The organism is Sulfuricaulis limicola, from assembly GCF_002355735.1.
Lineage (GTDB): Bacteria > Pseudomonadota > Gammaproteobacteria > Acidiferrobacterales > Sulfurifustaceae > Sulfuricaulis > Sulfuricaulis limicola.
In genome coordinates this window covers 1,454,094-1,478,725 of record NZ_AP014879.1, presented here as the reverse complement: position 1 = coordinate 1,478,725, position 24,632 = coordinate 1,454,094, and the positions used below count along the sequence as shown (strand labels likewise).

Annotated in this window: 16 protein-coding genes and 3 tRNA genes; 15 read left to right on the top strand and 4 right to left on the bottom strand. The window is 61.2% G+C overall.

The genetic code is table 11. The annotated features are described in order from the left end of the window. Positions 1-9: 9 nt before the first annotated feature. The 4 genes from SCL_RS07245 to SCL_RS07230 form a co-directional block, all read right to left on the bottom strand. A complete protein-coding gene (locus tag SCL_RS07245) occupies positions 10-2,262 on the bottom strand; it encodes an ATP-binding protein (RefSeq protein ID WP_172425962.1) in 2,253 nt (750 codons plus the stop codon). A gap of 327 nt (positions 2,263-2,589) precedes the next feature. After that, positions 2,590-3,735 (bottom strand): GGDEF domain-containing protein, encoded by a 1,146-nt coding sequence (locus tag SCL_RS07240; protein ID WP_096360593.1) that lies wholly within the window; start codon positions 3,733-3,735, stop codon positions 2,590-2,592. A gap of 5 nt (positions 3,736-3,740) precedes the next feature. Continuing rightward, positions 3,741-4,793: an HD domain-containing phosphohydrolase gene (locus SCL_RS07235; RefSeq protein WP_096360592.1), complete on the bottom strand. Its 1,053-nt coding sequence runs from the start codon at positions 4,791-4,793 to the stop codon at positions 3,741-3,743. A gap of 235 nt (positions 4,794-5,028) precedes the next feature. Next, on the bottom strand, positions 5,029-7,056 hold the full coding sequence (locus SCL_RS07230) for a dynamin family protein (RefSeq protein ID WP_096360591.1): 2,028 nt from the start codon (positions 7,054-7,056) through the stop codon (positions 5,029-5,031). Between the two features lie 314 nt (positions 7,057-7,370). Between SCL_RS07230 and SCL_RS07225 the strand changes: the two genes are divergently transcribed. The 15 genes from SCL_RS07225 (at position 7,371) to SCL_RS07155 (ending at position 24,341) form a co-directional block, all read left to right on the top strand. Beyond that, positions 7,371-8,435 carry a hypothetical protein gene (locus SCL_RS07225; protein ID WP_148665027.1) on the top strand — a complete coding sequence of 355 codons (1,065 nt, stop codon included), beginning with the start codon at positions 7,371-7,373 and terminating at the stop codon, positions 8,433-8,435. After that, positions 8,432-10,162, top strand: a complete 1,731-nt coding sequence (gene recJ, locus SCL_RS07220; protein WP_096360589.1) for a single-stranded-DNA-specific exonuclease RecJ — start codon at positions 8,432-8,434, stop codon at positions 10,160-10,162. Before SCL_RS07225 ends, recJ begins: the two co-directional genes overlap by 4 nt. 162 nt (positions 10,163-10,324) lie before the next feature. Next, positions 10,325-11,209 carry a cysteine synthase CysM gene (cysM, locus tag SCL_RS07215; protein WP_096361893.1) on the top strand — a complete coding sequence of 295 codons (885 nt, stop codon included), beginning with the start codon at positions 10,325-10,327 and terminating at the stop codon, positions 11,207-11,209. A gap of 92 nt (positions 11,210-11,301) precedes the next feature. After that, on the top strand, positions 11,302-12,072 hold the full coding sequence (locus SCL_RS07210) for a 3'-5' exonuclease (protein WP_096360588.1): 771 nt from the start codon (positions 11,302-11,304) through the stop codon (positions 12,070-12,072). Between the two features lie 181 nt (positions 12,073-12,253). Further along, a complete protein-coding gene (gene rlmD / locus SCL_RS07205; protein ID WP_197702554.1) occupies positions 12,254-13,534 on the top strand; it encodes a 23S rRNA (uracil(1939)-C(5))-methyltransferase RlmD in 1,281 nt (426 codons plus the stop codon). A gap of 4 nt (positions 13,535-13,538) precedes the next feature. Beyond that, positions 13,539-14,033 (top strand): L,D-transpeptidase, encoded by a 495-nt coding sequence (locus SCL_RS07200; RefSeq protein WP_096360586.1) that lies wholly within the window; start codon positions 13,539-13,541, stop codon positions 14,031-14,033. Between the two features lie 122 nt (positions 14,034-14,155). Then, positions 14,156-15,175: a beta-N-acetylhexosaminidase gene (nagZ, locus tag SCL_RS07195; RefSeq protein ID WP_096360585.1), complete on the top strand. Its 1,020-nt coding sequence runs from the start codon at positions 14,156-14,158 to the stop codon at positions 15,173-15,175. Positions 15,176-15,264: 89 nt separating this feature from the next. After that, the gene (gene speD, locus SCL_RS07190; protein ID WP_096361892.1) at positions 15,265-16,143 is read left to right on the top strand and encodes an adenosylmethionine decarboxylase; all 879 of its coding nucleotides are present in this window, start codon (positions 15,265-15,267) and stop codon (positions 16,141-16,143) included. 301 nt (positions 16,144-16,444) lie between these two features. Then, on the top strand, positions 16,445-17,077 hold the full coding sequence (locus SCL_RS07185) for a uracil-DNA glycosylase (RefSeq protein WP_096360584.1): 633 nt from the start codon (positions 16,445-16,447) through the stop codon (positions 17,075-17,077). Between the two features lie 405 nt (positions 17,078-17,482). Then, the gene (gene uvrC / locus SCL_RS07180; RefSeq protein ID WP_172425961.1) at positions 17,483-19,414 is read left to right on the top strand and encodes an excinuclease ABC subunit UvrC; all 1,932 of its coding nucleotides are present in this window, start codon (positions 17,483-17,485) and stop codon (positions 19,412-19,414) included. Between the two features lie 252 nt (positions 19,415-19,666). Further along, positions 19,667-20,254: a CDP-diacylglycerol--glycerol-3-phosphate 3-phosphatidyltransferase gene (pgsA, locus tag SCL_RS07175; protein WP_096360583.1), complete on the top strand. Its 588-nt coding sequence runs from the start codon at positions 19,667-19,669 to the stop codon at positions 20,252-20,254. 270 nt (positions 20,255-20,524) lie between these two features. Beyond that, positions 20,525-20,600 (top strand) — tRNA-Gly (locus SCL_RS07170). A 55-nt stretch (positions 20,601-20,655) separates the two neighbouring features. After that, positions 20,656-20,729, top strand: a tRNA-Cys gene (locus tag SCL_RS07165). A 54-nt stretch (positions 20,730-20,783) separates the two neighbouring features. Beyond that, positions 20,784-20,872: transfer RNA gene (locus SCL_RS07160), tRNA-Leu, on the top strand. Between the two features lie 448 nt (positions 20,873-21,320). Beyond that, on the top strand, positions 21,321-24,341 hold the full coding sequence (locus SCL_RS07155) for a Calx-beta domain-containing protein (RefSeq protein ID WP_096360582.1): 3,021 nt from the start codon (positions 21,321-21,323) through the stop codon (positions 24,339-24,341). The last annotated feature ends 291 nt before the right edge of the window (positions 24,342-24,632 follow it).

Genomic DNA, 24,632 nt, shown 5'->3' with positions numbered 1-24,632 from the left:
GTCGGTTGGTTAACCGGCCGCGCGTCGCTCGAGATAAGCCAGCAGCTCGTAACGCGCCGATTCGTACTGCGTGACCAGGTCATGCATCAGCGCAGAGGATTTCTTGCCCAGTGTCTCGTCCGAGATGCCGGATATTCCTGAACAGATGTCGTAGAGCGACTGTGCACCCACGCTGCCGGCGCTGCCCTTCATGGCGTGCGCGAGGTCCTTGAAGTCCTCGTAGCGTTTCGCCCGTATGGCCTTTTCCATGTTCTCCAGCAATCCTTCCGTGTCATGGAGAAAACCATGTATGAGTTCGGGTATGAAGGAAGAGCGTTTTCCCATGATTTCAAGACTGGCGAGTGTGGCATCGTTCAGCACGTGATCCGATGGAATGGAAACGGCGGACGTCTCGGGAGTATTCATAGCCATCTTGCCCCGACTTTTGGCTACCGCGCCCTTGGGCGCGAGACGATCGATCTGATCGAGCAATTTCGCGGGTTCGATCGGCTTCGTCAGGAAGGCATCGGCGCCGGCCTCGCGGCATTCGTTCATGGCCTCGGTCGTGGCATTTGCCGTGAGAATCAGGAAACGCACGGTCGAGTCCTTGGGTCCGGTGAAACGGTGGATTTTTACCACTTCCAGGCCGCTGACGACCGGCATCTGCATGTCCAGTATCACCAGGTCGAACGATTCCCGCGACAGCGCATCCAGAGCCTGTTCGCCGTTTGCCACGAGAATAGGGCGGTGGCCCGCACTCTCGAGGATTTTGCTGATGACCTTCTGGTTGATGGCATTGTCTTCGGCGACCAGTATCTTGAGGCCGGACTGCCGTATGCCCGCATGCCGCTTGTAGCGGTCATTCAGCCAGACCACGTCTTCATGGTCGGATTGTTGCGCCGTGGTGCTGGCATGCAGGGCGTTGAACAACAGTCTTTTCTCCACCGGGCTTTCCAGGACATAGGAGTAGCCCGCCTTCAAGTACTCGTCCGAGACTTTGTTATCGTTCTGTTGGCGGATGAGAACCAGGGAAAGATCGGACAGGGTCGGCTCGGAACGGGCGGCGACGATGAATTGCAGGGGGTACATGTCGAGATGTTCCTGATCCACCAGCACGGTATGGAACGGGCGGCCGCTATGCGCGGCATTTACCAGCAAAGCGAAAGCCTGCGCGGCATTCTCCGCCATGGACAGTTCGACTTCCCAGATTTTCAGGAATCCCAGCACGAGTGAGCGGTTGCCGGTGCCGGAAGAAATCATGAGCACACGGGTATCGACCAGCTTCTCCGTGTCGGCCAGTAACTGCGCTGCCAGCGCCTGTTTTGCAAACTTGATCTCGCACCAGAATGTCGAGCCGACACCGGGCGTGCTTTGCAGCCCGATCCGGCCTTTCATCAATTCCACCAGTTGTTTGGCAATGGTGGTGCCGAGCCCCGTGCCGCCGAAACGGCGCGTGGTGGAAGTATCGGCCTGGGTGAAGCTTTCAAAAATCCGTGCCTGCGCTTCCGGGGCGATGCCGATGCCGGTATCGGTAACCTCAAACTTGATGGTAGCGTCGGCAGGTTCCTCGCTGACAAGCTTGACGCTGATCTCGATTCCGCCTTTTTCGGTAAATTTAATGGCGTTGCCGACGAGGTTGATAAGCACCTGGCGCATGTGTACCGGGTCGCCGCGCAGGAGAAAGGGCGTTTCCGGGTCGATACGAACGGAAAAGCTGAGGCCCTTGGTCTGGGCCTGCGGCGCCAGCATCATGGCGATACTGTGTACGAGTCCGTGCAGGTCGAAGTCCGTCGTCTCCAGCGTGACCTTGCCGGCCTCGATCTTGGAAATATCCAGAATGTCCTCGATCAGGGTCAGGAGCGTACGCGCCGAGGCATGGATGGTCTGCGCGTAGTCCTTCTGTTCCTGATGCAAGGGAGTTCCCATCAGCAGATGACTCATGCCAATGACGCCGTTCAACGGTGTTCGTATCTCGTGGCTCATGTTGGCCAGGAATTGGCTTTTAGCCTGGCTGGCATCCTTGGCGCGCGCGAGCGCGGCATGGAGTTGTCGCACCAGAGTTGCGACATACAGAGGAAGAACTATCAATGCGATCAACAGGCCTACCCCCAAAGTTCGATGGTTGGCCCAATAGTCGCTCGTAACCAATACCGACAGGAAACCGATGACGCTTATCACCATGGCTCCGTAGAGATATTTCTCGCCAAAGCGAAAACCATTTCCAAACGTAACCCAAAGCAACACGGCAAAAACCGGTGTGCCGGCTTCACCGCCTATGTACATGCAGTATGCAGTTGCGCACAGGTCGGTCATCATCCCCACTATGCGGCGTGCAACAGACTTTTTCAGATTGATAAAAATCCAGGAAATAATCCCAACTGAAAACAATAAAACCAGGACAGACAGCGATAAAGCCGGATGCTCGTCCGGGGTGATTTCCCCATCCAAAATGGCGGATAAAAAGAAGTAGCCAACAATAATTACCGCTATGACCAAGCGTATCAGCGCTTGTTCGTGTTCACTGTCAGGGCGTTGGGCAAGTTTTTCGCGCAGCCCCGCGAAGATTGAACGCCTGGGCGATGCAGGGTGAGTATTTGTGTCCATAAGGCTCTAGCCTGACAGGCCTTTGACGTTAAGCGGCGCGAAATGGACTTGTCCGCGGCTGAAAATCCGATAACCGTTTTTGCCGTTACGCTTGGCTTCATACATGGCAATGTCGGCGCTGTGTATTAGCGCATTTATGTCGACTCCGTCATGGGGGTATGTTGCGACCCCGATGCTTGTAGTAATGGAAAGAGACCTGTCAGCGAGCATTAATGGTTTGGACAGGTTTTCGATGATTTTTTCGGCTATTTTTGAGACATCCGACGACACCACATCCTGCAATAACACAATGAACTCGTCGCCGCCCACACGTGCAACCATGTCGCCTTTGCGTACGCAATGCTCCAGCCTGCGTGCAGTTTTCTCTATCAGCTGATCACCGATTGCGTGACCCAAATCATCGTTAATGGCCTTGAACCCGTCGAGGTCAAGATACAAAACCGTGAAAGTTTGTTTTTCCTGCTTGGCTGATGCGATAGTTACCGCAAGCTGATCGTGGAAGTGTTTGCGATTGGGCAGGTTCGTCAACGAGTCATGGGTCGCATGTCTGGCCATTTGCTCATAGAGTTTCTTGAGCTCATCGTGTTGTTTGCCGAGTTGTTTCAGGAGGCTGGATAAATAAAGCGGCAGGCCGACCAAGCCGACCAGCAACCCTGCGCTGAACCCCCATTGCTCCCTCCAGTATGAACTATTGGCTAGAACAATCGAAAAACTTGCGATGCTGGCGGTCATGGCCATGAAGAGGTAGCGGGCTCCATAACGTAAACCATTGCCAATGGTGACCCACAGGTAAACCGCGAAGAAGACAAATCCCATGTCCTCCATTACGTACATGAAATAAGATGTGGCGCTGAAATCGAGCACCATCCCTGCAAGTCGCCTGGGTGGCGATGCTTCCGGTTGAATGATGACCAGCAGAAAAATGCCGATGGCGGCCAGAACAAAACAAGTCGCGATAAAAAGTATGTGCTGCTGGCTTACGCTGAGTTTCCCGCTGGCGTAGATGAAAAAAACATACATTGTTCCGATGCTGCCGATGGCGATCCGTACCAGCGCCTGTATATGCTCGCTGTCGGAACGCTTGGCCAGGCGTTCGCGAAGAGTAGCGAACAAGCCGCGATGAACTTCTGTGACTGTGGTTTCGGAGTCCATGCGGGCTAGCCATTATCCGCGGCGGGCAGATCGAGGAATTTCTCGCGGAAGCTGAGGATTTTTTCGAATTGCGCCAGGAAGGCGTCGACGCAGACAGGGTCGAAGTGCTTTCCTCTTTCGGTATTCAGGTAGTTGAGCGCGTCCTGTATCGACCAGGCCTTTTTGTACGGCCGGACGGATGTCAACGCGTCAAAAACGTCGGAAACGGCAACGATACGGGCCTCGAGCGGTATCTCGTATCCGCGCAGCCGGCTGGGATAACCGGTGCCGTCGTAGCGCTCGTGATGCCCCAGGGCGATGACCGCGCCCATCTGCAGATATTTTGAAGGACTGTCCTTCAGGATTTCATAACCGATGCGCGTATGCGTGCGCATGATCTGCAGTTCTTCCGCGTCGAGCTTTCCTGGTTTGAGCAGGATTCCGTCGGGAATGCCGATCTTGCCGATGTCGTGCATGGGCGCGGCGATCTCGATGACGTGACAATCGCTTTCCGGTAAACCCAGTTTTTCGGCCATGAGGCGCGCGAACTTGGCCATGCGCAAAACGTGGTTGCCGGTTTCCTCGTCGCGATATTCGCCGGCTTTGGCCAGGCGCAGCAGGGTTTCCTGTTCGCGGATGCGGATTTCCTTCGTGGCTTCGCTGACTCTCAATTCCAGCAGGTGCGCCCGGTCCTTGATCAGTCGCTGATGGTGACTGAGCAGGAGGAGGTTACGGCAGCGTGCGCGGCATTCGGTGTGATCGATCGGCTTGGTCAGGAAATCCGTGGCACCGGCTTCCAGCGCCTGGTAGCGTATTTCCTTTTCTTCAAGGGCGGTGACGACGACCAGCGGGGTGTCGGGATGTATCTCGCGGAACTTCCGGGTGAATTCGATGCCGTCCATGTTCGGCATCTTGTAATCGGTCAGCACCAGATCGGGATGATGGGTCCCGGCCCATTCCAGCCCCTGTACCGGGTCGGCGAACGATTTTGCCTCGATATGTCCGCTGAGGGTGGACACGAGCTGTTCCAGAATCTTCCGGCTCGTGAACTGATCGTCAATGATCAATATGGAGGACATCGGTTACACCCCTGATGGCGTACTTGCCCGTGCGTTCCGGACACGTGGTGAGACGCTGTTTCCTTCTGATGCCGCACCTGATTTTCTTGTATAGGCGCGCATAACTCACCCTTTCCGGGTGTCCCTTAAATTTAGTCTGCACCCGTCAGTCGGGCCAGACAAACCCACAGATAACGAACCTTGTGATGATGTGTTCATAACCTGATGAAATAGTGGCATTTCCTGTCTCGGCCGGTCAGCCCGAAAGCGGGCGGTGGATACGTTCCAGCAGGACATCGGTCGTTTTCATCTGTTTTTCCAGCTCCTGGCGGACATGCTCCAGCTCGGTGATGCGCTCGCCCAGGCTATCCATGTTTTCGTGGATCTTCTTCAGTGCCTCGAAACTGCGGTCAATCGTGGCCTTGTGCTGCTGGATCTGCGCGAAAACCGGCGACACGGCGGCCTGGAACCAATTCTTCGAGGCGGTATTGCATTCGGTGAACAGCTGGCGCGCCTGGCTCACCATCGTGATGAAGAATTTTTTGATGACAAAGTGCTGCTCCGTCATCATCGTGACCGGACTGTCGCGGAACGCATCAGCGCGTTCCTCGAGCTTCTTGAATTCCATCACGAACGGCAGCAGCGACAGCCGCGGCGGGACGATTTTGGCCAGCCCGTATTCGGTGTGCAGGCGCAGGTAAATCGCCTCCACCACCTTGCGGATTTCGTCTGATTCGAAGCTGACCTTTTCCATGCGTTCGCGGGTGCCGGAAAAGAACGTTTCCATGCCGTTCTTGAGGCCGCGCGTGGTCCAGGTTTCGTTCATGGCCACGCGTGTCTTGGCGATCAATTCATCCAGACTGGTCATGCTCAGGTGGCCAAGCAGTATCTGCGCCTGCTTCGACAGCGCCGCCTTGGTCAGCTGGAATCCTTCGACTTCCTTGTCATATTGCTGCTTTTCCGCGCGCATGCGCAGGATCATTTTCTGAATCACTTCATGGTTCTTGCCGCTCAGTGTCTTGAGTTCGCCCAGCTGTTTGTTGACACCGGCGAGCTTGGATTCGATCAGCCCGCGGCTGCTTTCGACGCGGCCGCTGACCTCATGCACGATGCGGTTGCGGATCAGCATCTGCCGGGCCGGGATGAGGTCCTGCGTGAGCTTGTCTTCCAGCACCGACAGTCCGCTCTTCGCGGCCAGCGCGGTATCGCCCTTGATCTTGGCGATCAGGCCTTTCTGCGCGGACACCGGGAAAATGGCCTTGCGATCGACATGCAGGGTGCGCGCGGTTTCTTCGACCTGGCGCGCGATGGTCTTGGCCACGGCGGCATCGTCGTGCAGCTCGTCCCACAGGATGTCTATTTTGTTCAGAATCACCAGGTGCGGATTGCCTTTCACGGTGCTCACGTGGTTGGACCAGACATCGAGATCGGTCTTGGTCACGCCGGCATCGGCGGCCAGCAGGAACAGGATCGCCTGCGCGCTGGGAAGCGTGTTCAGCGTCAATTCGGGCTCGACGCCGAGGGCATTCAGGCCGGGCGTGTCGAGCACCACCAGCCCCTGCTTGAGCAGGGGGTTCGGGAAGTTGACGATGGCATGCCGCCACACCGGGACTTCCACCATGCCGTCGGCGACCGGGGCGTTTTTGTCGGCGGGCTGCTTCGGATCGTACAGGCCCAGCTCCTGCGCCTCGCGCATGTTGACCTTCTTGGTCTTGGTGATTTCGGAAAGCGCTTCGCGCACTTCCTCAGCCGAGCTGATTTTCAGGATATGCATCGTGGTCCAGTGGACCGGCGTGCGTTTGTATTCGGAGATGGTCAGTGCGGTCTTGCGCGTTTCGATCGGCAGCAATTTGACGCAGGGGCCGTCCTTCTCGTCCCAGCGCAGTTCGGTGGGGCACATGGTGGTGCGACCCGCCGCGGAGGGCAGCAGCCGTTGCTTGTAATCGGAGAAGAAAATCGCGTTGAGAAGTTCGGTCTTGCCGCGCGAAAACTCGGCGACCAGCGCTACCGTGAGTTTGTCCGACTGCAGCATCTCGATCAGCTCATAGACGCGCAGATCCTGTTCGCCGTCGGAGAATCCCTGCTGTTCGACCCAGGACTGGTAATCGGCGATGGCCTGCGCGAGGTCGTCGCGCCAGCGCTTGAACTGGGACAGCCCGCGCGCAAAACCGTCGAGCGCGGCCTTGGCGTTGCGCGATTGCACGAAATCGTCCATCACCACGACCTTGCCGTCGTCGGCGATGGTTTTGTCCTGTGCTGTCGATACCCCGGTTTTGGAGGTCAAGGCGCCCCTGCCTGTGAATTCCTTGCAATGACCATAAATAGTGCAAAAGTCAGGCCAGCACCTGATATTTCAGCGGAAAATAAGGGTTTTCTGATGTACTTTTCAGGCGTTTTCGCGGGAACAGGCCACCCAGAGGAGGAGGGTGGACAGGGTTCCCGTACCTTGCTGCATTTTGGCCCCGCCAAGGCGGGCCGGCGTGACGTCTTCCTGGCCGGCATGCCTGTTTTCCGATGCGGCCGGAGTTCCGTTTTGTGCGAGAGGGATATGACATAAAATCGGCCGATGATGCGCACTGGCCGGGACCGGCAATAAAAATGACTGAAGCCACGGATCGTCCCGCGAGTCACCTGACCCTTTATCTCCCCGGATTGTTCAGTATGCAGGAAAACGGCCACGCCGGCGGGGCTCGTCTGCGTGCGCTGGAAACACTCCTGTCACGCGCCGAACCGGTCGACCGCGGCTTGCCGCAGGGCTATGAAGAAGGCCTGTTTGCGCTGTTTGATCTGGTCCGGCAGGAAAACAGCGATTTGCCGGTGGCCGCCGTCACGCGCATGTTCGACATGGGTGTGATCGACAGCGACTGGTGGCTGCGCGCGGACCCGGTGCACCTGAGCTTTGATCGTGACCGCCTGATTCTTGCCGACGCACAGAAACTGGAAATCTCTCCGGAGCAGGCCAGTCGCCTGGTCGCGGAAATCATGGAAGTCTTTACCGCCGACGGCTGGCTGCTCAAGGCGCCGCACCCGGCGCGCTGGTATCTCAAGCCGAAGCGCGCCCCGCAGCTGATCACCTCAGCGTTGTCGCAGGTGGTTGGGCGCGACATCCGCGGGTTTCTGCCGCGCGGGCCCGACGAGAAGCCGTGGCAAACCATCATGAATGAAATCCAGATCCTGCTGCATGGCTCGACGGTAAATGTCGAGCGCGAAAAAGAGGGCAAGCTCCCCGTCAACAGCCTGTGGTTCTGGGGCAACGGCCGGCTGCCACGCATCGCGCCGGTGACCTGGACCGGCGTATGGAGCAACGAACCTGTGAGCCTGTCGCTGGCGAAATTATCCGGCACACCGGCTGCCGGCCTGCCCGAAAACTATGCCGACTGGCGCCGGCAATCGGAGGCGGCCGGCGAGCACCTGATGGTGCTGGATGAAGCGCACGATGCGACGCTTTATGCCGATGTTCCGCGCTGGCAGGAGGCGCTGGGGAAACTGGAAACAAGCTGGATGGAGCCGTTGTTGCGCGACCTGAAAGCCGGCGCCCTTGGTCGTGTGACCTTGATTACCGATGATGGCAAAGGCTTCACGATCGGATCGGGGCAGGCGCGCCGCTGGTGGCGCCGGCGTCGTCCACTGGCGTCGTATCGCGGCGGCCACGACAGATCATGATCACCGGCGCCAAAATCATTCGCCGTCCGGCAACCACGGCGGAAAGTTTTCTGACCGACCTGCACCCGGTGTTGCAGCGCATCTACCGGGCGCGGCAGGTGGCCTCGCGGCAGGAGCTGGACAAATCCCTGGAGCGCCTGGTTCCGCCGGCCCGGCTCAAGGGCATCGATGAAGCCTCGATCCTGCTCGCGGATGCGCTGCGGCGACAGCGGCGCATACTCATCGTCGCCGACTTCGACGCCGACGGCGCCACCAGTTGCGCGCTCGCCGTACGCGCCTTGCGCGCTATGGGCGCGGCCGACGTGCATTATCTCGTGCCGAACCGCTTCGAGTTCGGCTATGGCCTGACCCCGGAAATCGTCGCGCTGGCGGCGGAACAGAAACCAGATCTGATCATCACCGTCGATAACGGCATCTCCAGCATCGAGGGCGTGCAAGCGGCACGCAGCCGCGGCATCGAGGTGCTGGTGACCGATCATCACCTGCCCGGCGCGTCATTGCCGGCGGCCACGGTCATCGTGAATCCGAACCAGCCGGGCGATTCCTTCCCGAGCAAGAATCTCGCCGGTGTCGGTGTGATCTTCTATGTCATGCTGGCGCTGCGCGCGCGTCTGCGCGCCGGCGGCTGGTTCAGCGAGCGTAACATCGCCGAACCCAATCTGGCGCGGCTGCTCGACCTGGTCGCGCTCGGCACCGTCGCCGACGTGGTGCCGCTCGACGCCAACAACCGCATCCTGGTGGCACAGGGTCTGAAACGCATCAATCAGGGTCAGGCCGGCGCCGGCATCGAGGCCTTGCTGCGCATCGCCGGTCGCCAGCCGCAACGCGTGACCGCCATGGACCTCGGCTACATCGTCGGCCCGCGCCTCAACGCCGCCGGCCGGCTGACTGACATGTCGCTCGGCATCGAATGCCTGCTCACGGACGATCCCGCCACGGCCCATGCCATGGCGGAAAAACTCGACGCCCTGAATCGCGAGCGCCGTTCCATCGAGGCGACCATGCAGCAACAGGCGGTCGCGGAGGTGGAGAGCCTGCGCCTCGACATGACCGCACTGCCGCGCGGTCTGTGCCTGTTTCATGAATCCTGGCACCAGGGTGTGATCGGCATCGTGGCCTCGCGCATCAAGGAGCGCGTGCACCGCCCGGTGATCGCTTTCGCGCCGGTCAGCGACACCGAGATGAAGGGCTCGGCGCGTTCCGTGCCGGGCCTGCATATCCGCGACGCGCTCGACGCCATCGCCGCGCGCCATCCGCAACTGCTCAGCAAGTTCGGCGGACACGCCATGGCCGCGGGCCTGACGCTGCAACGACAACACTTCGACGCCTTCCGCGAGGCCTTCGATACGGAAGTCAGCCTGCACCTGTCCGACGACGACCTGCAAGGCAAGGTCGTCAGCGATGGCGAACTGACGCCCGAGGATTTGTCGCTCCCGGTCGCCGAATTGCTGCGCGAGGCCGGCCCTTGGGGGCAGGGCTTTCCGGAACCGCTGTTCGACAGCTGCTTCGAGGTCGTGAGCCAGCGCGTGGTCGGCGAGAAACACCTGAAGCTCGGCCTGCGCCTGCCCGGCGTCACCAAAACGCTGGACGCCATCGCCTTCAACAGCGTGCGTGACGGCAAGCCGCTGGCTTGGGCGCGCATCCACGCCGCCTTCAAGCTGGACGTGAACGAATACCAGGGCTATCGCTCGCTGCAGTTGATCGTCGAACACCTGGAGCAGGCGTAAACATACTTAAAAACGTCTTGTAGCCCGGATGAAGGCGCCTTGGCGCCGGAATCCGGGGATCAGGATACCCGGATTCCGCTTCGCTCCATCCGGGCTACATGATGATTGTCCGCCTGGAGACAGAAGTCGATTTACCGTTACGCGAAGGTTAATATTCCGCCCATGAAGCTTCTGGAAAATTTCGTCGGCAACACGCCACTGGCGCGGCTGCAACGCCTGCCGGGCAAGACCACGAACGTGATTCTGGCCAAGCTCGAAGGCAACAATCCCGCCGGCTCGGTCAAGGACCGCCCGGCGCTGTCCATGATCCAGCACGCCGAGGCGCGCGGTGAAATCAGGCCCGGCGACACGCTGATCGAGGCCACCAGCGGCAATACCGGCATCGCCCTGGCCATGGCCGCGACCATGAAAGGGTATCGCATGGTGCTGGTCATGCCGGAACACCTGAGCCTCGAGCGACGCGCGGTCATGAAGGCCTTCGGCGCTGAGCTGGTACTGGTGACGCAGAAAGAGGGCATGGAAGGCGCACGTGACCTGGCGGATAAAATGGAACGGGAAGGCAAGGGCAAGGTGCTGAACCAGTTCTCCAACCCGGATAACCCGCGCGCGCACTACGAAGGCACTGGCCCCGAGATCTGGCGCGACACCGAAGGCAAAATCACGCACTTCGTCAGTTCCATGGGCACCACCGGCACCATCATGGGGGTGTCACGGTTCCTGAAAGAGAAGAGTTCAAAAATCCAGATCGTCGGCGTGCAGCCTTCCGAAGGCTCGCAGATCCCCGGCATCCGCGCCTGGCCCAGGGAATACCTGCCGAAGATTTACGACGCCAGGCGCGTCGATCGCGTCATGGAAGTGACGCAGGCGGAGGCGGAAGAAATGACACGCCGCCTCGCGCGCGAGGAGGGCATTTTCTGCGGCATCTCCTCCGGCGGCGCCACGCTTGCGGCGCTGCGGTTGTCACAGGAAGTGAAGAATGCCGTGATCGTCACCATTATTTGCGACCGCGGCGATCGATATTTGTCGACGGGAGTTTTTCCCGAATAATACGATGTAGGGCGCGTATCACGCGCCGTTCATTTTTTAACCGAAGCTAATGGCGCGTGGTACGCGCCCTACAGATAATATTCGAAAACATTATGAACATTCTCGCATTCGACATCGAAACCATCCCCGACGTCGCCACCGGCCGCAAGCTGTACGGCCTCGACGGACTGAGCGACAAGGAAACCGGCCAGGCCATGTTTGCCAAGCGCCGCGAGCAGACCGGTGAATCGGATTTCCTGCGTCATCACATGCATCGCGTGGTGGCGATCTCGGCGGTGCTGCGGCGTGAGGACAGCCTGCGCGTGTGGTCGCTGGGCGAGCCGGATTCGAGCGAGGCCGACCTGATCCGCCGCTTTTTCGACGGCATTGAGAAATACTCGCCGACGCTGGTCAGCTGGAACGGCGGCGGCTTCGATCTGCCGGTGCTGCATTACCGCATGCTGCATCACGGCATCTCCGCGCCGCGTTACTGGGAAAATGGCAGCGACGATCAGAGCTTCCGCTGGAACAACTATCTCAGCCGTTTCCACGAGCGTCACACCGACCTGATGGACGTGCTCTCCGGCTACCAGCCGCGCGCCACCGCGCCGCTCGATGAGATGGCGCAGCTGCTCGGCTTCCCCGGCAAGCTCGGCCGCCACGGCAGCGAGGTGTGGGACCAGTATCTGGCCGGCAAGATCGGCGAGATCCGCGATTACTGCGAGACCGACGCGCTCAATACCTATCTCATCTACCTGCGCTACGAACTCATACGCGGCAACCTCGACGAGGCCGGCTGGAAGCGCGAGACCGAGCTGGTGCGCAAAACCTTGCGCGAGGCCAACAAGCCGCATTTCAATGAGTTTCTTGAGGCTTGGAAATAAGTGCTGGTTTATGTCGTCGTTCGTTAAAAATGATCCCCGTGCAGACAAATCCTTGAAGAAGCCCAACGAAAGGGTTCCCTCTCCCCAGCCCTCTCCCCCGCAACAGCGGGGGAGAGGGAGTGATGTTTTAGCCAAACCTCGCCATGAGTCGCCGTCCGGCGCGGAAACCCCTGTCGCCACCGTGACCGCCTTCAGCCACGACGGCCGCGGGGTGGCGCGGATCGACGGCAAGGCGGTGTTCATCGAGGGTGCGCTGCCGGGGGAGACCGTGCGTTTCCGCTACCGGGAACGGCGCAAGCGCTATGACACCGGTGAAGTGACCGAAATCCTGGAACCGAGCCCGGACCGCGTCACGCCCCCATGCCCGCACTACGGGACCTGCGGCGGCTGTGACCTCCAGCACCTGCGCCCGGAGGCCCAGCTCCGGGCCAAGCAGGAGATTGTGGCCGCGCAGCTGGAGCATCTCGGCAAAGTGACGCCCGAATCCTGGCTCGCGCCCGTCATCGGCCCCGTGCTGGGCTATCGCCGGCGCGCACGCCTCGGCGTGCGGCAGGTTCCCAGCGAGGGCGGGGTGGTCATAGGTTTTCGCCAGAGAAACAAGAGTTTCCTGACTAATCTTGAGACTTGTCTTGTACTCGAACCCAAGGTTTCCACGCTGCTGCCGGCACTGCGAACCCTGATCGGCGAGCTGTCCTGTCCGAATCGCATCCCCCAGATCGAGGTCGCGTGCGGGTCTGATGCCGCGGCGCTGGTGTTCCGGCACTTGGTCCCGCTGACGGAGGACGACCGGGAACGACTCGCCGCCTTCGGCGAACACAACGACATCCGGGTTTACCTCCAGCCCTCGCGGCCGGATTCGATCGCGCCCCTGTGGCCGGCTGCCCCGGAGCCGCTGTCTTACCGGATCCCGGCCTCCGACGTGGATATCCGCTTCGAGCCGGCCGATTTCATCCAAATCAACGACGCCGTGAACGCGGCCACGGTGGCGCAGGCCATAAACCTCCTCGAACTCGCGCCGACCGACAAGGTGCTCGACCTGTTCTGCGGCCTCGGCAATTTCACGCTGCCACTGGCGCGCCGTGCCGGGCGCGTGCTGGGCGTGGAAGGCGAGGCGGGGTTGGTCAGGCGCGCGCGGGCCAATGCGCAGTTAAACCAGATTTCGAACGTTGAATTTATTAGCGCTGATTTGTATAAGGAAAGTTCTGGTCCGTCTTGGGGCGATTTCAAACCGGACAAGCTCCTGCTCGACCCGCCGCGCGGCGGCGCTATCGAGGCCATCAAGATGCTGGCCGAGCCACTTCCGTCAAGAATCGTTTACGTGTCCTGCTACCCGGCGACGCTGGCGCGCGACAGCGAGTATCTGGTGCACGCGCTCGGTTATCGTTTCGCCGCCGCCGGTGTCATGGACATGTTCCCCCAGACCAGCCATGTTGAAACCATGGCTCTCTTCGTCAGACCCTGAACGCATGGCCGCATCGCTACATACTATAGAAGTCGACATCCCGGCCCAGACCCTGACCCTCAAGGATGCGCAGGGCAAAACGCTCATGCACACGCGCATATCGACCGCCCGCAACGGCGCGGGGGAGCAGATGGGCAGCGAAAAAACCCCGCGCGGGGAGCATTACATCCGCGCCAAGATCGGCGCCGGCCTGCCGCCGGCCAGCGTGCTGGTGTCGCGCCGCCCCACGGGCGAGATATATTCGCCGTCGCTGCGCGCCGCCTTCCCCAACCGCGACTGGATTCTCACGCGCATCCTCTGGCTGTGCGGGCGGGAACCGGGTAAAAACCGCCTCGGAAACGTCGATACCATGCGCCGCTACGTCTACATCCACGGCTGCCCGGACGAGGACCCCATGGGCGTCCCCGGGTCGCGCGGCTGCGTCAAAATGCGTAACAGCGAAATCATCGAACTCTTCGACCGCGTCGCCGCCGGCACGCGGGTAGTGATAAAGGGATAGGGAATGTTCAAAAAAGATTCGTCACACCGGCGAAAGCCGGTGTCCAGTTTAATAAAGGCATTAATACACTGGATTCCGGCTTGCGCCGGAATGACGGTGTGTATTGCGACTTCCTCCTAGCCATGTCGCTCGGCCCGGTCATGCTCGACGTGCAAGGACTGGAGCTGCTTCCGGAGGAGCGCGAACGGCTCAGGCACCCGCTGGTCGGCGGCGTCATCCTGTTTTCGCGCAACTACCAGTTCCCCGAGCAGGTCGAGGCGCTGGTGCGCGACATCCACGCTCAGCGCGAGCCGCAACTGCTGGTGGCGGTGGACCACGAAGGCGGGCGGGTGCAGCGCTTCCGCGACGGGTTCACCGCGCTGCCGCCGATCCGCGAGCTCGGGCGCATCCACGACGAGAACCCCAAGCGCGCCCGCCGCCTGGCGGAGACCAGCGGCTGGCTGATGGCGACCGAATTGCGCGCCATCGGAGTCGATTTCAGCTTCGCGCCAGTGCTCGACCTCGACCGCGGCGTCAGCCGGGTCATCGGTGACCGCGCCTTCCATTCCCATCCCGAGACCGTGGCCGATCTGGCCCATGCCTACATGGTCGGCATGCACCAGGCCGGCATGGCCGCTGTCGGCAAGCATTTCCCCGGCCACGGGGCGGTCGAGGCCGACTCGCACCTGGCGCTGCCGGTGGACGGGCGCAAACTGGTGGACATCCAGGCCGAGGACATGGTGCCGTTCGAACGCATGATCCACTACGGCCTCGAAGGCATCATGCCGGCGCACGTGGTCTTCTCCCGGGTGGACAGCCTCCCGGCCGGGTTTTCCGGTACCTGGCTGCGCAAAATCCTGCGCGAGCAGCTTGGTTTTCAGGGCGTCATTTTCAGCGACGACCTGTCCATGGAGGGCGCCAAGGTCGCCGGCGACGTCGTGGCCCGCGCCAAAATGGCGCTTTCCGCCGGCTGCGACATGGTGCTGGTGTGCAACGACACCGCCGCCGCCGACCAGGTACTGACGGGATTGGGCACCCACGACGATCCGGTGTCGCACCTGCGCCTGGTGCGCATGCACGGGCGCGAAAATCCGACGCGCACGCAGCTCGCGCAGGATCAGTCGTACCGTGACGCGGTGCGCGCCGTCACCGGCATCGCCTGAGCCCAAAAATTATTTGATTCACGCGCCGGATGTCCGATAATTAGCGTTAGTCAACACGGTTTTGTGCCAGGAGCATTACGAAATTGGATCTGCTGAAGTCGCTCAAAAAGCTGAGGCTGGAAAGCTTCAACAACCTCACCAAGACGTTGAGTTTCAACATCTATGACATCTGCTATGCGCCCAGCGAACAGGCGCAAAAAGAATACCTGGCGTACATCGACGAGGCGTATAACGCCGAGCGCCTGACCGCCATCCTGAGCGAGGTGGCCAACATCATCGGCGCCAATATCCTCAACATCGCGCACCAGGACTACGATCCGCAGGGCGCGAGCGTCACCATGCTCATTTCCGAATTGCCGATCCAGGAAGAGCCGCTCAATCCCGAAGCGCCCGGACCGCTGCCGGACGAGGCGCACAACCGCCAGAGCCGCACCGCGCAGACCAGTCTGGCGCTCGAGAACGGCCGCGCCGCCAAGGAATCCGTGGTGGCGCATCTCGACAAGAGCCATATCACCGTACACACCTATCCGGAATCGCACCCGGACAACGGCATCGCCACGTTCCGCGCCGACATCGACGTATCCACCTGCGGCAAGATTTCGCCGCTGCGCGCCTTGAACTACCTGATCCACAGCTTCGAGTCGGATATCGTGATCATCGACTACCGCGTGCGCGGCTTCACCCGTGACGTGAAGGGCACCAAGCATTACATCGACCACAAGATCAACTCGATCCAGAACTTCGTCGACAAAAACACGCTCACGCGCTATCAGGCCATGGACGTGAACGTGTACCAGGAAAATCTTTTCCACACCAAGATGATGCTGAAGGACTCCAAGCTCGATAACTATCTGTTCGGCGTGAAAGAGGCGGATCTCTCGCCACAGGACAACAAGGTCGTCACCCAGCGCCTGAAGCACGAAATGGCGGAGATTTTCTACGGCACCAACATGGTGCGGATGAGCTAGTTTTTTCTCGTCGTCATTCCGGAATCCAGATAGTACATGTAGGGCGGGTTAGGCGTTTTTTGCCGTAACCCGCCGAATGGCTTCGCTGTAATTCGCACGCAAAGTCGAGCAGTCTGCGACCGCGTGATTTGAATTCGGGATGCCCCGCCCCAGAGCCGCACATTAATAATGTGGCGCATTCATACGGCGCAATACGCTTCGCTATTGCGCCCTACATTAAGGTAGTTGGCGCGCGTTGCCGTGCTTTTGCGTGCCCCATATAACTGCTACGATCACGACGTACTTTTTCCTTGTGCGTCCAATGCCCGAATTCGATCCCCATTGCGTCGCCTGCCCGCGGCTGGCGAGCCATTTGTCCAACGTCCGCGACATGTACCCGACGTATTACGCGCGGCCGGTGCCGCCGTTCGGCGACGTCAAGGCGCGTCTGATCGTCATCGGGCTCGCGCCCGGCATGCACGGCGCCAATCGCAGCGGGCGGCCGTTCACCGGCGATCACGCCGGCATTCTTTTGTATGAAACCTTGTATAGGCATGGCTTCTCCGATCGGCGTGAATCGAAGCACCCGCGTGACGGACTCAAGCTCAAGAACTGCCGCATCACCAACGCCGTCAAATGCCTGCCGCCGGCGAACAAGCCGCTGCCGGCGGAAATCGCCACCTGCAATCTTTATCTCCAGACCGAACTGACGAAGCTCGCGCCGGGCAGCGTGTTGCTCGCGCTCGGCACGGTGGCGCACGAGGCCGCGTTGAAAGCCTTCAAGCTAAAAAAGAAAGATTACAAATTCGCCCACGCCGCGCTGCACAAGCTGCCCAACGGCCTGCACCTGCTCGACTCATATCATTGCAGCCGTTATAACACCCAGACCAAGCGCCTGACGGCGGAGATGTTCGACAAAATTCTCCACAAGGCGAAGGGTTTGTTGGCTGGCTGACGGCATCCGTAGGGCGCGTATCACGCGCCATGAGTTTGGTATAAACCGTGGAACAGTTTATGTAGGTTGGGGTGAGGCGTGTAACGCCGAACCCCAACGTTGTTCATCGCGTGTTGGGCTTGCGGAGTCCATCCCTGGACTCCGCCCTGCGGGCCAGCCTGCGGCTGGCTCAAAATCGCTCCCGGCGATTTTGTCGCTGCGTTCACCCCAACCTACAACTACTGCATCAAGCCCGTAAACTTCCTTGATAAAACAAAGTTTTCGTCACCCCGGCGAAAGCCGGGGTCCAGTTATTAGGAAAAATTGAAAGCAATAATAAACTGGATTCCGGCTTCCGCCGGAATGACGGCAAAAGTTTGGGGTAATTTTTAAGATTTGCATGGTCCTGTTAGAGTTGATTAACCCATGACCATCGAACACCCCAAAGCCCTGATCATGTCGCTGCCGCCCAAGCCCGGCATCTATCGCATGCTGGACGCGAAGGGCGAGGTGCTGTACGTCGGCAAGGCGCACAACCTGCGCAAGCGCGTGCAGAGTTATTTCCGCGCCAGCGGCCTGGCGGCGCGGGTGATGCTGCTGATGCAGCAGGCGCAGAACATCGAGATCACCGTCACCCACACCGAAACCGAAGCGCTGCTGCTTGAAAACAACCTCATCAAGACGCTGCATCCACGTTTCAACATCCTGCTGCGCGATGACAAGAGCTACCCCTGGATCTACGTCTCGGAAGGGCAGGAATACCCGCGCATCGGTTTCCATCGCGGCGCCAGGCGCGAGAAAGGGCGTTACTTCGGCCCGTATCCGTCGTCCTATGGCGTGCGCGAGACGCTCAACCTGCTGCAGAAAATCTTCCGCGTGCGCCAGTGCCAGGACAGTTTCTTCCGCAACCGCTCGCGCCCCTGCCTGCAATACCAGATCAAGCGCTGCTCCGGTCCCTGCGTCGGCCTGGTCACGCCCGAGCGCTACGCTGCCGACGTGCAACAGGCGGTGATGTTCATGGAAGGCAAGAGCCAGACCCTGGTGCGCGACAGTATCAAGCAGATGGAACAAGCCTCGGACAAACAGGACTACGAAACCGCGGCGCTGCTGCGCGACCGCATCGCCATGCTCAAGCGCATCCAGGAAAAGCAGTACATTACGGGGGAGGGCGGCGACGCCGACGTCATGGCCATCGACGCCACGCCAGAGGCGGCCTGCATCGTCGTCACCTGGATCCGTGGCGGGCAGAACCTCGGCAGCAAGACCTTCTTCCCGCGCATGGGCGCGGAATCCACGCCCTGGGAAATGCTGGACGCGTTCCTGGCGCAATACTATCTGTCCGGCCGCACCATCCCGGCGCGCATCTACCTGAGCGAGGCCATCGTCGAGCGCAAACTGCTCGAGCGCGCCTTCAGCGAGCAGGCCGGTAAAAAAATCACCCTGACTGTCAAACCGCGCGGCGCCCCGCGCCGCTGGATACAAATGGCCAAGTTCAACGCCACCGACGCGCTGCGCCGTCACCTTGCCGGCAAGGTCGACATGCAGGGGCGCTTCGAGGCACTGCGCGACGCGCTCCAGCTCGAATCCACCCCCGAGCGCATCGAATGCTTCGACATCAGCCACACCATGGGCGAGGCCACGACGGCCTCGTGCGTGGTGTTCGACATCAATGGCCCGGTGAAGTCGGACTACCGCCGCTTCAACATCGAAGGCATCGAGCCGGGCGACGACTACGGCGCCATGACCCAGGCGCTTACTCGCCGATACCGCAAAGTAAAAGAGGGCGAGCCGGAGATTTCCGGAACGTCCAGTGGACGTTCCGGCCGGCGAGCGCCTGGACAGGGAAGTCCAGGCCGGGGTTTAACGGAGTCATCAGAGTCGCGGCAGGGACGCCTGGCAGCGAAAGTTCCAGACTTGATTCTCATCGACGGCGGTAAGGGCCAGCTCGGCGTCGCCGAAGGCGTGATGCAGGAGTTGCAGTTGGCGGACGTCAAACTCGTGGGCGTGGCCAAGGGGCGCGAGCGCAAACCGGGCCTGGAACAGCTTTTCTTGTCCGCTACAGGCCGGCCCACTATACTGCCCCCGACCTCCGCCGGACTGCACCTGATCCAGCAGATCCGCGACGAGGCCCACCGGTTCGCCATCGCCGGGCACCGGGCGCGGCGCGGCAAGGCGCGCACCAGTTCGCCGATCGAGCGCATACCCGGCATCGGCGGCAAGCGCCGTCAGGCGCTGCTCAAGAATTTCGGCGGCCTGCGCGAGGTCGCCCGTGCCGGTGTCGAGGACTTGGCACGCGTGCCCGGCATCAGCCCGCAGCTCGCGCAAAAGATTTATGATGCGTTCCATGGTGAGGAATAGAAAGGGAAAAGTTATTTTAAAATGCTGTCATTTCCGCGTAGGCGGAAATCCAGTTCTGTTTATGTAATCGCGCGCACTACGCGCGATACCATTCAAGGCTTGGATTCCCGCTTTCGCGGGAATGACAACTCAGAGATACTTTTTTGTGTTCGAGCAGACGTTGGGCGCGTACCACGCGCCAACTCGATCGGCGCGTAAAACGCGCCCTACATGTAATATTGTTGGCGTCTTGGCGGTTCAAACTAGAAAAATATGCTCCTGAACACTCCCAATATCCTCACGCTCCTGCGCATCGCGCTGATCCCGGCGTTCATCGTGGCGTACTACTGGGCCTCCCCGTGGTCGCACATGCTCGCCACCGGGCTGTTCGTCCTGGCCGCGCTCACCGACTGGCTCGACGGCTACCTGGCGCGCAAGTGGGAGCAGACCTCGCCCTTCGGCGCCTTCCTCGACCCGGTGGCCGACAAGCTCATGGTCGCGGCGGCGCTGGTCATGCTGGTGGCCGACCCGCGGGTGCAGGCGCATGTTTTGGATATCCGCCTGTTCGCCGTGGTGGTGCTGGTCATCGTCGGGCGCGAAATCACCGTCTCGGCGCTGCGCGAATGGATGTCGGAGGTGGGCAAGCGCTCGCACGTGAAGGTGTCCTACGTGGGCAAGATCAAGACCGTGTCCCAGATGGTCGCCATCCCGTTCCTGCTGTGGCAGCGGTCATTCTGGGACCTGCCGATCTTCCGCATCGGCGAAATCCTCCTCTACCTCGCTGCCGCACTGACGCTGTGGTCCATGCTCATCTACCTCAAGGCCGCTTGGCCCAATCTCATTGCCCCGCGCGCGCCGTAAAACTTTCCTGAATAAATCTACTCACGTAGGGCGCGTACCACGCGCCATTTCTAGCATTTAAGCAATGGTTCGGCGCGTGATACGCGCCCTACGTTTCCAGATTCGTCACCCCGGCGAAAGCCGGGGTCCAGTTAATAAACTGGATGTCGGCTTTCGCCGGCATGACAACAGATTTTTCTGTGTCAGGGTAGTGCAACTGACTATAAAACAAGGCCTTACCTGCTTCCTTGCTTGACAGAATGTCCGCCTTCCTTACAATGCACAACTCCTGCGGGAATAGCTCAGTTGGTAGAGCGTAACCTTGCCAAGGTTAAGGTCGCGAGTTCGAACCTCGTTTCCCGCTCCAGACACTCGGGGAGGTACCCATTTGCCGGGTCCTCCCTTTTTTGTTCAAGAGTTTCGGCTGGGTAGCAGAGTGGTTATGCAGCGGCCTGCAAAGCCGCGTACGCCGGTTCAATTCCGGCCCCAGCCTCCATTTTCCCTGCTTTTCTTCCTCCACACCTCTCGGCCGTATACACTCACCCTCGAAGCCCGGGTGGCGGAATTGGTAGACGCAACGGACTTAAAATCCGTTGGAGGGCAACCTCCGTGCCGGTTCGATTCCGGCCCTGGGCACCACCAACACGGCTGGTTTTCGTAGGTTGGGGTGAGCGCAGCGAACCCCAACGGCTTGGCCTAGCTTGATCCGGAAAGTTGGGGTTCATTTCATTCACCCCAACCTACAGAACTACCGCGCCTCCCGGCGCCACGGCAAAGGTAAAGTCCAGACCCCAAAGGCGCTCCGGCGCGGCGGCGAAAGCCGTAGTGGGTATGAAAATCCCTTGGTGGCAACACCGTGCCGGTTCGAGTCCGGCCCCGGGCACCATATTGTTTTCCATGAATTATCATCAAGATAATTCTGATTCCTGCTAATCCTCTGTAATTTTAAAATCAATTCAGGCGCTGCCTTGGCGCCCGGGTCGTAGGCTATGCTTCCACAGATACGCCGGCGGCTCGGGGATGAATTCGCGGCGACAAGGAATCCAAGGCCGCCGCGTACTCAAGAACAGCCAAAGAGGGAGAAGCCATGTTGCCCAGCCTGTCATCCAGATTCCTGCTCACCTGCATTTTTCTCACCGCCACCAACCTCGCGCTCGCCGCGAAGCCTGCAGGTGGCGGGGGCAGCAGCCTCCAGTTCAGCGCCGCCAGCTACAGCGTGAGCGAGACCGGCGGCAGCGTGACGGTTTCCGTGACGCGCACCGGCAGCACCTCCGGGCAGGCCAGCGTGAGCTACGCCACCAGCAACGGCAGCGCCTCCAGCCCCTACGATTACACGCCGGTCTCCGGCACCCTGTACTGGGGCAGCAACGACGCCAGTCCCAAGACCTTCGTCATCCCCATTCTCGACGACTCGACTGTCGAAGGCATCGAGACCATCAACGTCAGCTTGTCCAATCCCTCGCGCGCCACGCTCGGCGCGCCGAGCCAGGCCGTGGTCGAGATCCAGAGCGACGACCAGTACGGCCAGTTGCAGTTCAGCGCCGCCGCCTACAGCGCCGCCGAAGGCGGCGGCCAGGCGGTGATCACGGTCAATCGTGTCAACGGCAAGGCCGGCGATATCTCGGTGCATTACGTCAGCAGCGACGGCACGGCTCGCGCCGGCCAGGATTATCAGGCGGTCTCGGGCGATCTGGTCTGGGCCAACGGCGACAGCGCCCCGAAGACAATCACGGTGCCGCTGCTCAACGACAACATCGCCGAGCCCGACGAGACCGTGAACCTGAAGCTGACCTACGCCTACGGCGGCGCCACGCTCGGCACGCCCGTTGATGCGGTGCTGACCATCGCCAATGATGATCAGGCCGGCATCCTGCAATTTTCGCGGATTGTTTATCGCGCCAGCGAAAGCGACGGCGAGGCGCTTGTCACGGTCGAGCGCCGCTTCGGCGCCGATGGCATGATCTCGGTCGCCTACGCCACGGCCGACGGCACGGCGAATGCCGGCAGCGATTATCAATACAGTTCCGGCGCACTGGTCTGGGCCGACGGCGACGCCGCGCCCAAGAGCTTCACGGTGCCTGTGACCGCCGACGGCGTGGAAGAGGGGCTCGAGACCGTGGCGCTGGTGCTGTCCAACCCGAGCGGTGGCGCCACGCTCACCGGCAGCGGCCGCGCCATGCTCGCGCTCGCCGACGCCGACGGCCCCGCCGGCAACGTCATCGACAGCGCCGGCGGCGACGGCGGCAGCCAGGGCGGAAGCGGTGGCCGCGGCGCTGACGTCACCATCACCAAGCAGGGCGGCACCGGCCCGCTCGAAGTGCGACATGACGGCAGCGTCGACGCCGGCTTCACGCCCACGGCCTACACGCCCGACCTCGGCGTGCGTCCGCTCGTGATCACGCAGGACACCTACATCCCCTTGCTCGAATACGGCGGCGAGCCGCCGGCGGGCACCGTGTACATATATTCCTACGACGACGCCGTCCACGTCTCGGACGGCGACGGCCAAATCAACGATGACGATACACGCGTCACCGGAATCCAGGTCAACCCCGGCGCGACCCTGCGGCTCGGCCACGATTATGCCGGCTATCAGGCGCAGATCTTCCTGTCGAACGACCTCGTCAACCACGGCACCATCACTGTGCCCGTCGATTCGCCGAGCTGGCGGCGCAGCGGCCTGGAGCTTAACGTTGGCAACTATGTCGGCACCGGCGTGATCGACACCAGCGGCGTGCGCGAAGGGCAGCACGCCGGTTTCGCGCGCGTCTACGCGACCGGCTCGATCTACAACAGCGGCGAGATGCGCACCTACGGCGGCGACAGCCGCGTGGAGAACGGCGGCCAGGGCGGCGACGTGTGGTTCAAGGCCGGCGGCGTGATCGAGAACACCGGCCGCTTCCTCACCCGCGGCGGCAGTTCCTTCAGCGCCGCCGGCGGCAACGGCGGCGGTTTCCGCCTCGACGGTTTCAGTCACGTGCGCAACGCCGCCGACCACGACACCTCGGGCGGCGACGGCGTCACCGCCGGCGGACGCGGCACCCCCTTTGTCGTGCAGAGCGCGCGACCCGCGGAAGTGCGCTTTACCGGCTCGGTGGATTGCCGCGGCGGCAGCGCCATCGAAGGCACCGGCGGCGACGGCGGCGGCTTTGCCGTCCTCGGTTTCGGCAGCACCATCCGCTTCGCCGGCAACATCGATGCCCGCGGCGGCCACACCCTGGGTAGCACGGGCAACGGAGGTAACGGCGGCTTGTCGCAGATCGTTAGCCAGTTCTACGACGGCGGCGACAACTCGACCAACACGCTCGGCGACGACGTCCCGGCCGGCGACATTTACTGGTCGGGCTCGATCCTGGCCTCCGGCGGCGCCAGCCCGCGCGCGGGCAGCGGCAGCGGTGGCATGGGCGGAACCGTGATCGTGGATCTCAACACCATCTGGCATCCGCGCGCGCAGCAACTGCACTACACGGGCCTGGCGCGCATCCGCAGCAACGGCGGCAGCGGCGCGCTCAGCAACGAGGCCGGTAAAGTGACGCTCGAAAACAAAACGACCTACGACGTGATCAACGGCGGTTATCCGCCGGCCGGATCGTTGAGCAATTCCAGCGCCATCCTCGCGCGCGGCGGTGGTGTCCTCGAAGGCGCCACCGGCGGCCTGGGGCAGGGCAGCCGCGGCGGCCGCGTGGAGCTGAACGGCTACGCTGGAGTCAGCAACAGCGCCAGCATCGACGCCAGCGGCGGCCACGACCGCGCGGCGCTCGGCGCCAGCCAGAACATCGGCGGACTGGCCGGTTACATCTATCTGCAAAATACCTCCGGCCTCCTGAGCAACTCGGGCGCCCTCGCGGTGAACGGCGGCGATGGCCTGCGGCGCGGCGGCAATGCCGGCACGGCCATGTTCTACGGGCCGGTGCCGGTACAGGCCACGAACAGCGGCAACTTCACCGCCAACGGCGGCAACGCCGATCCCGGCGTGGGCGGATCGGTCGGCGGCAACGGCGGCATACTGTGGTTCAACGTGGACCAGGTGTTGAGCCAGACCGGCGCGGTCTCGTTCCAGGGCGGCACCGGCCAGACGCCGGGTTATGACGGGTATGCGTTTTACTGATGGTCGATCCGTTGAAGCAAACGCAGCGTCATGCCCGTGCAAGCGGGCGTTCGGAAATTGGAAAATATCGTCACCCCGGCGAAAGCCGGGGTCCAGATAATTAATGTAGGGCGGGTTAGGCGGTTTTTGCCGTAACCCGCCGAACCACATTTTGTTGGGGTTCGGCGAAACACGCCTCACCCCAACCTACATCGAATCTCCCCGTAGGGCGCGTACCACGCGCCAACCAATCGATCGGCGCGCATGGCGCGCCCTACATTATTCGAATTCCTCGCCTAGAATAAGACAAAT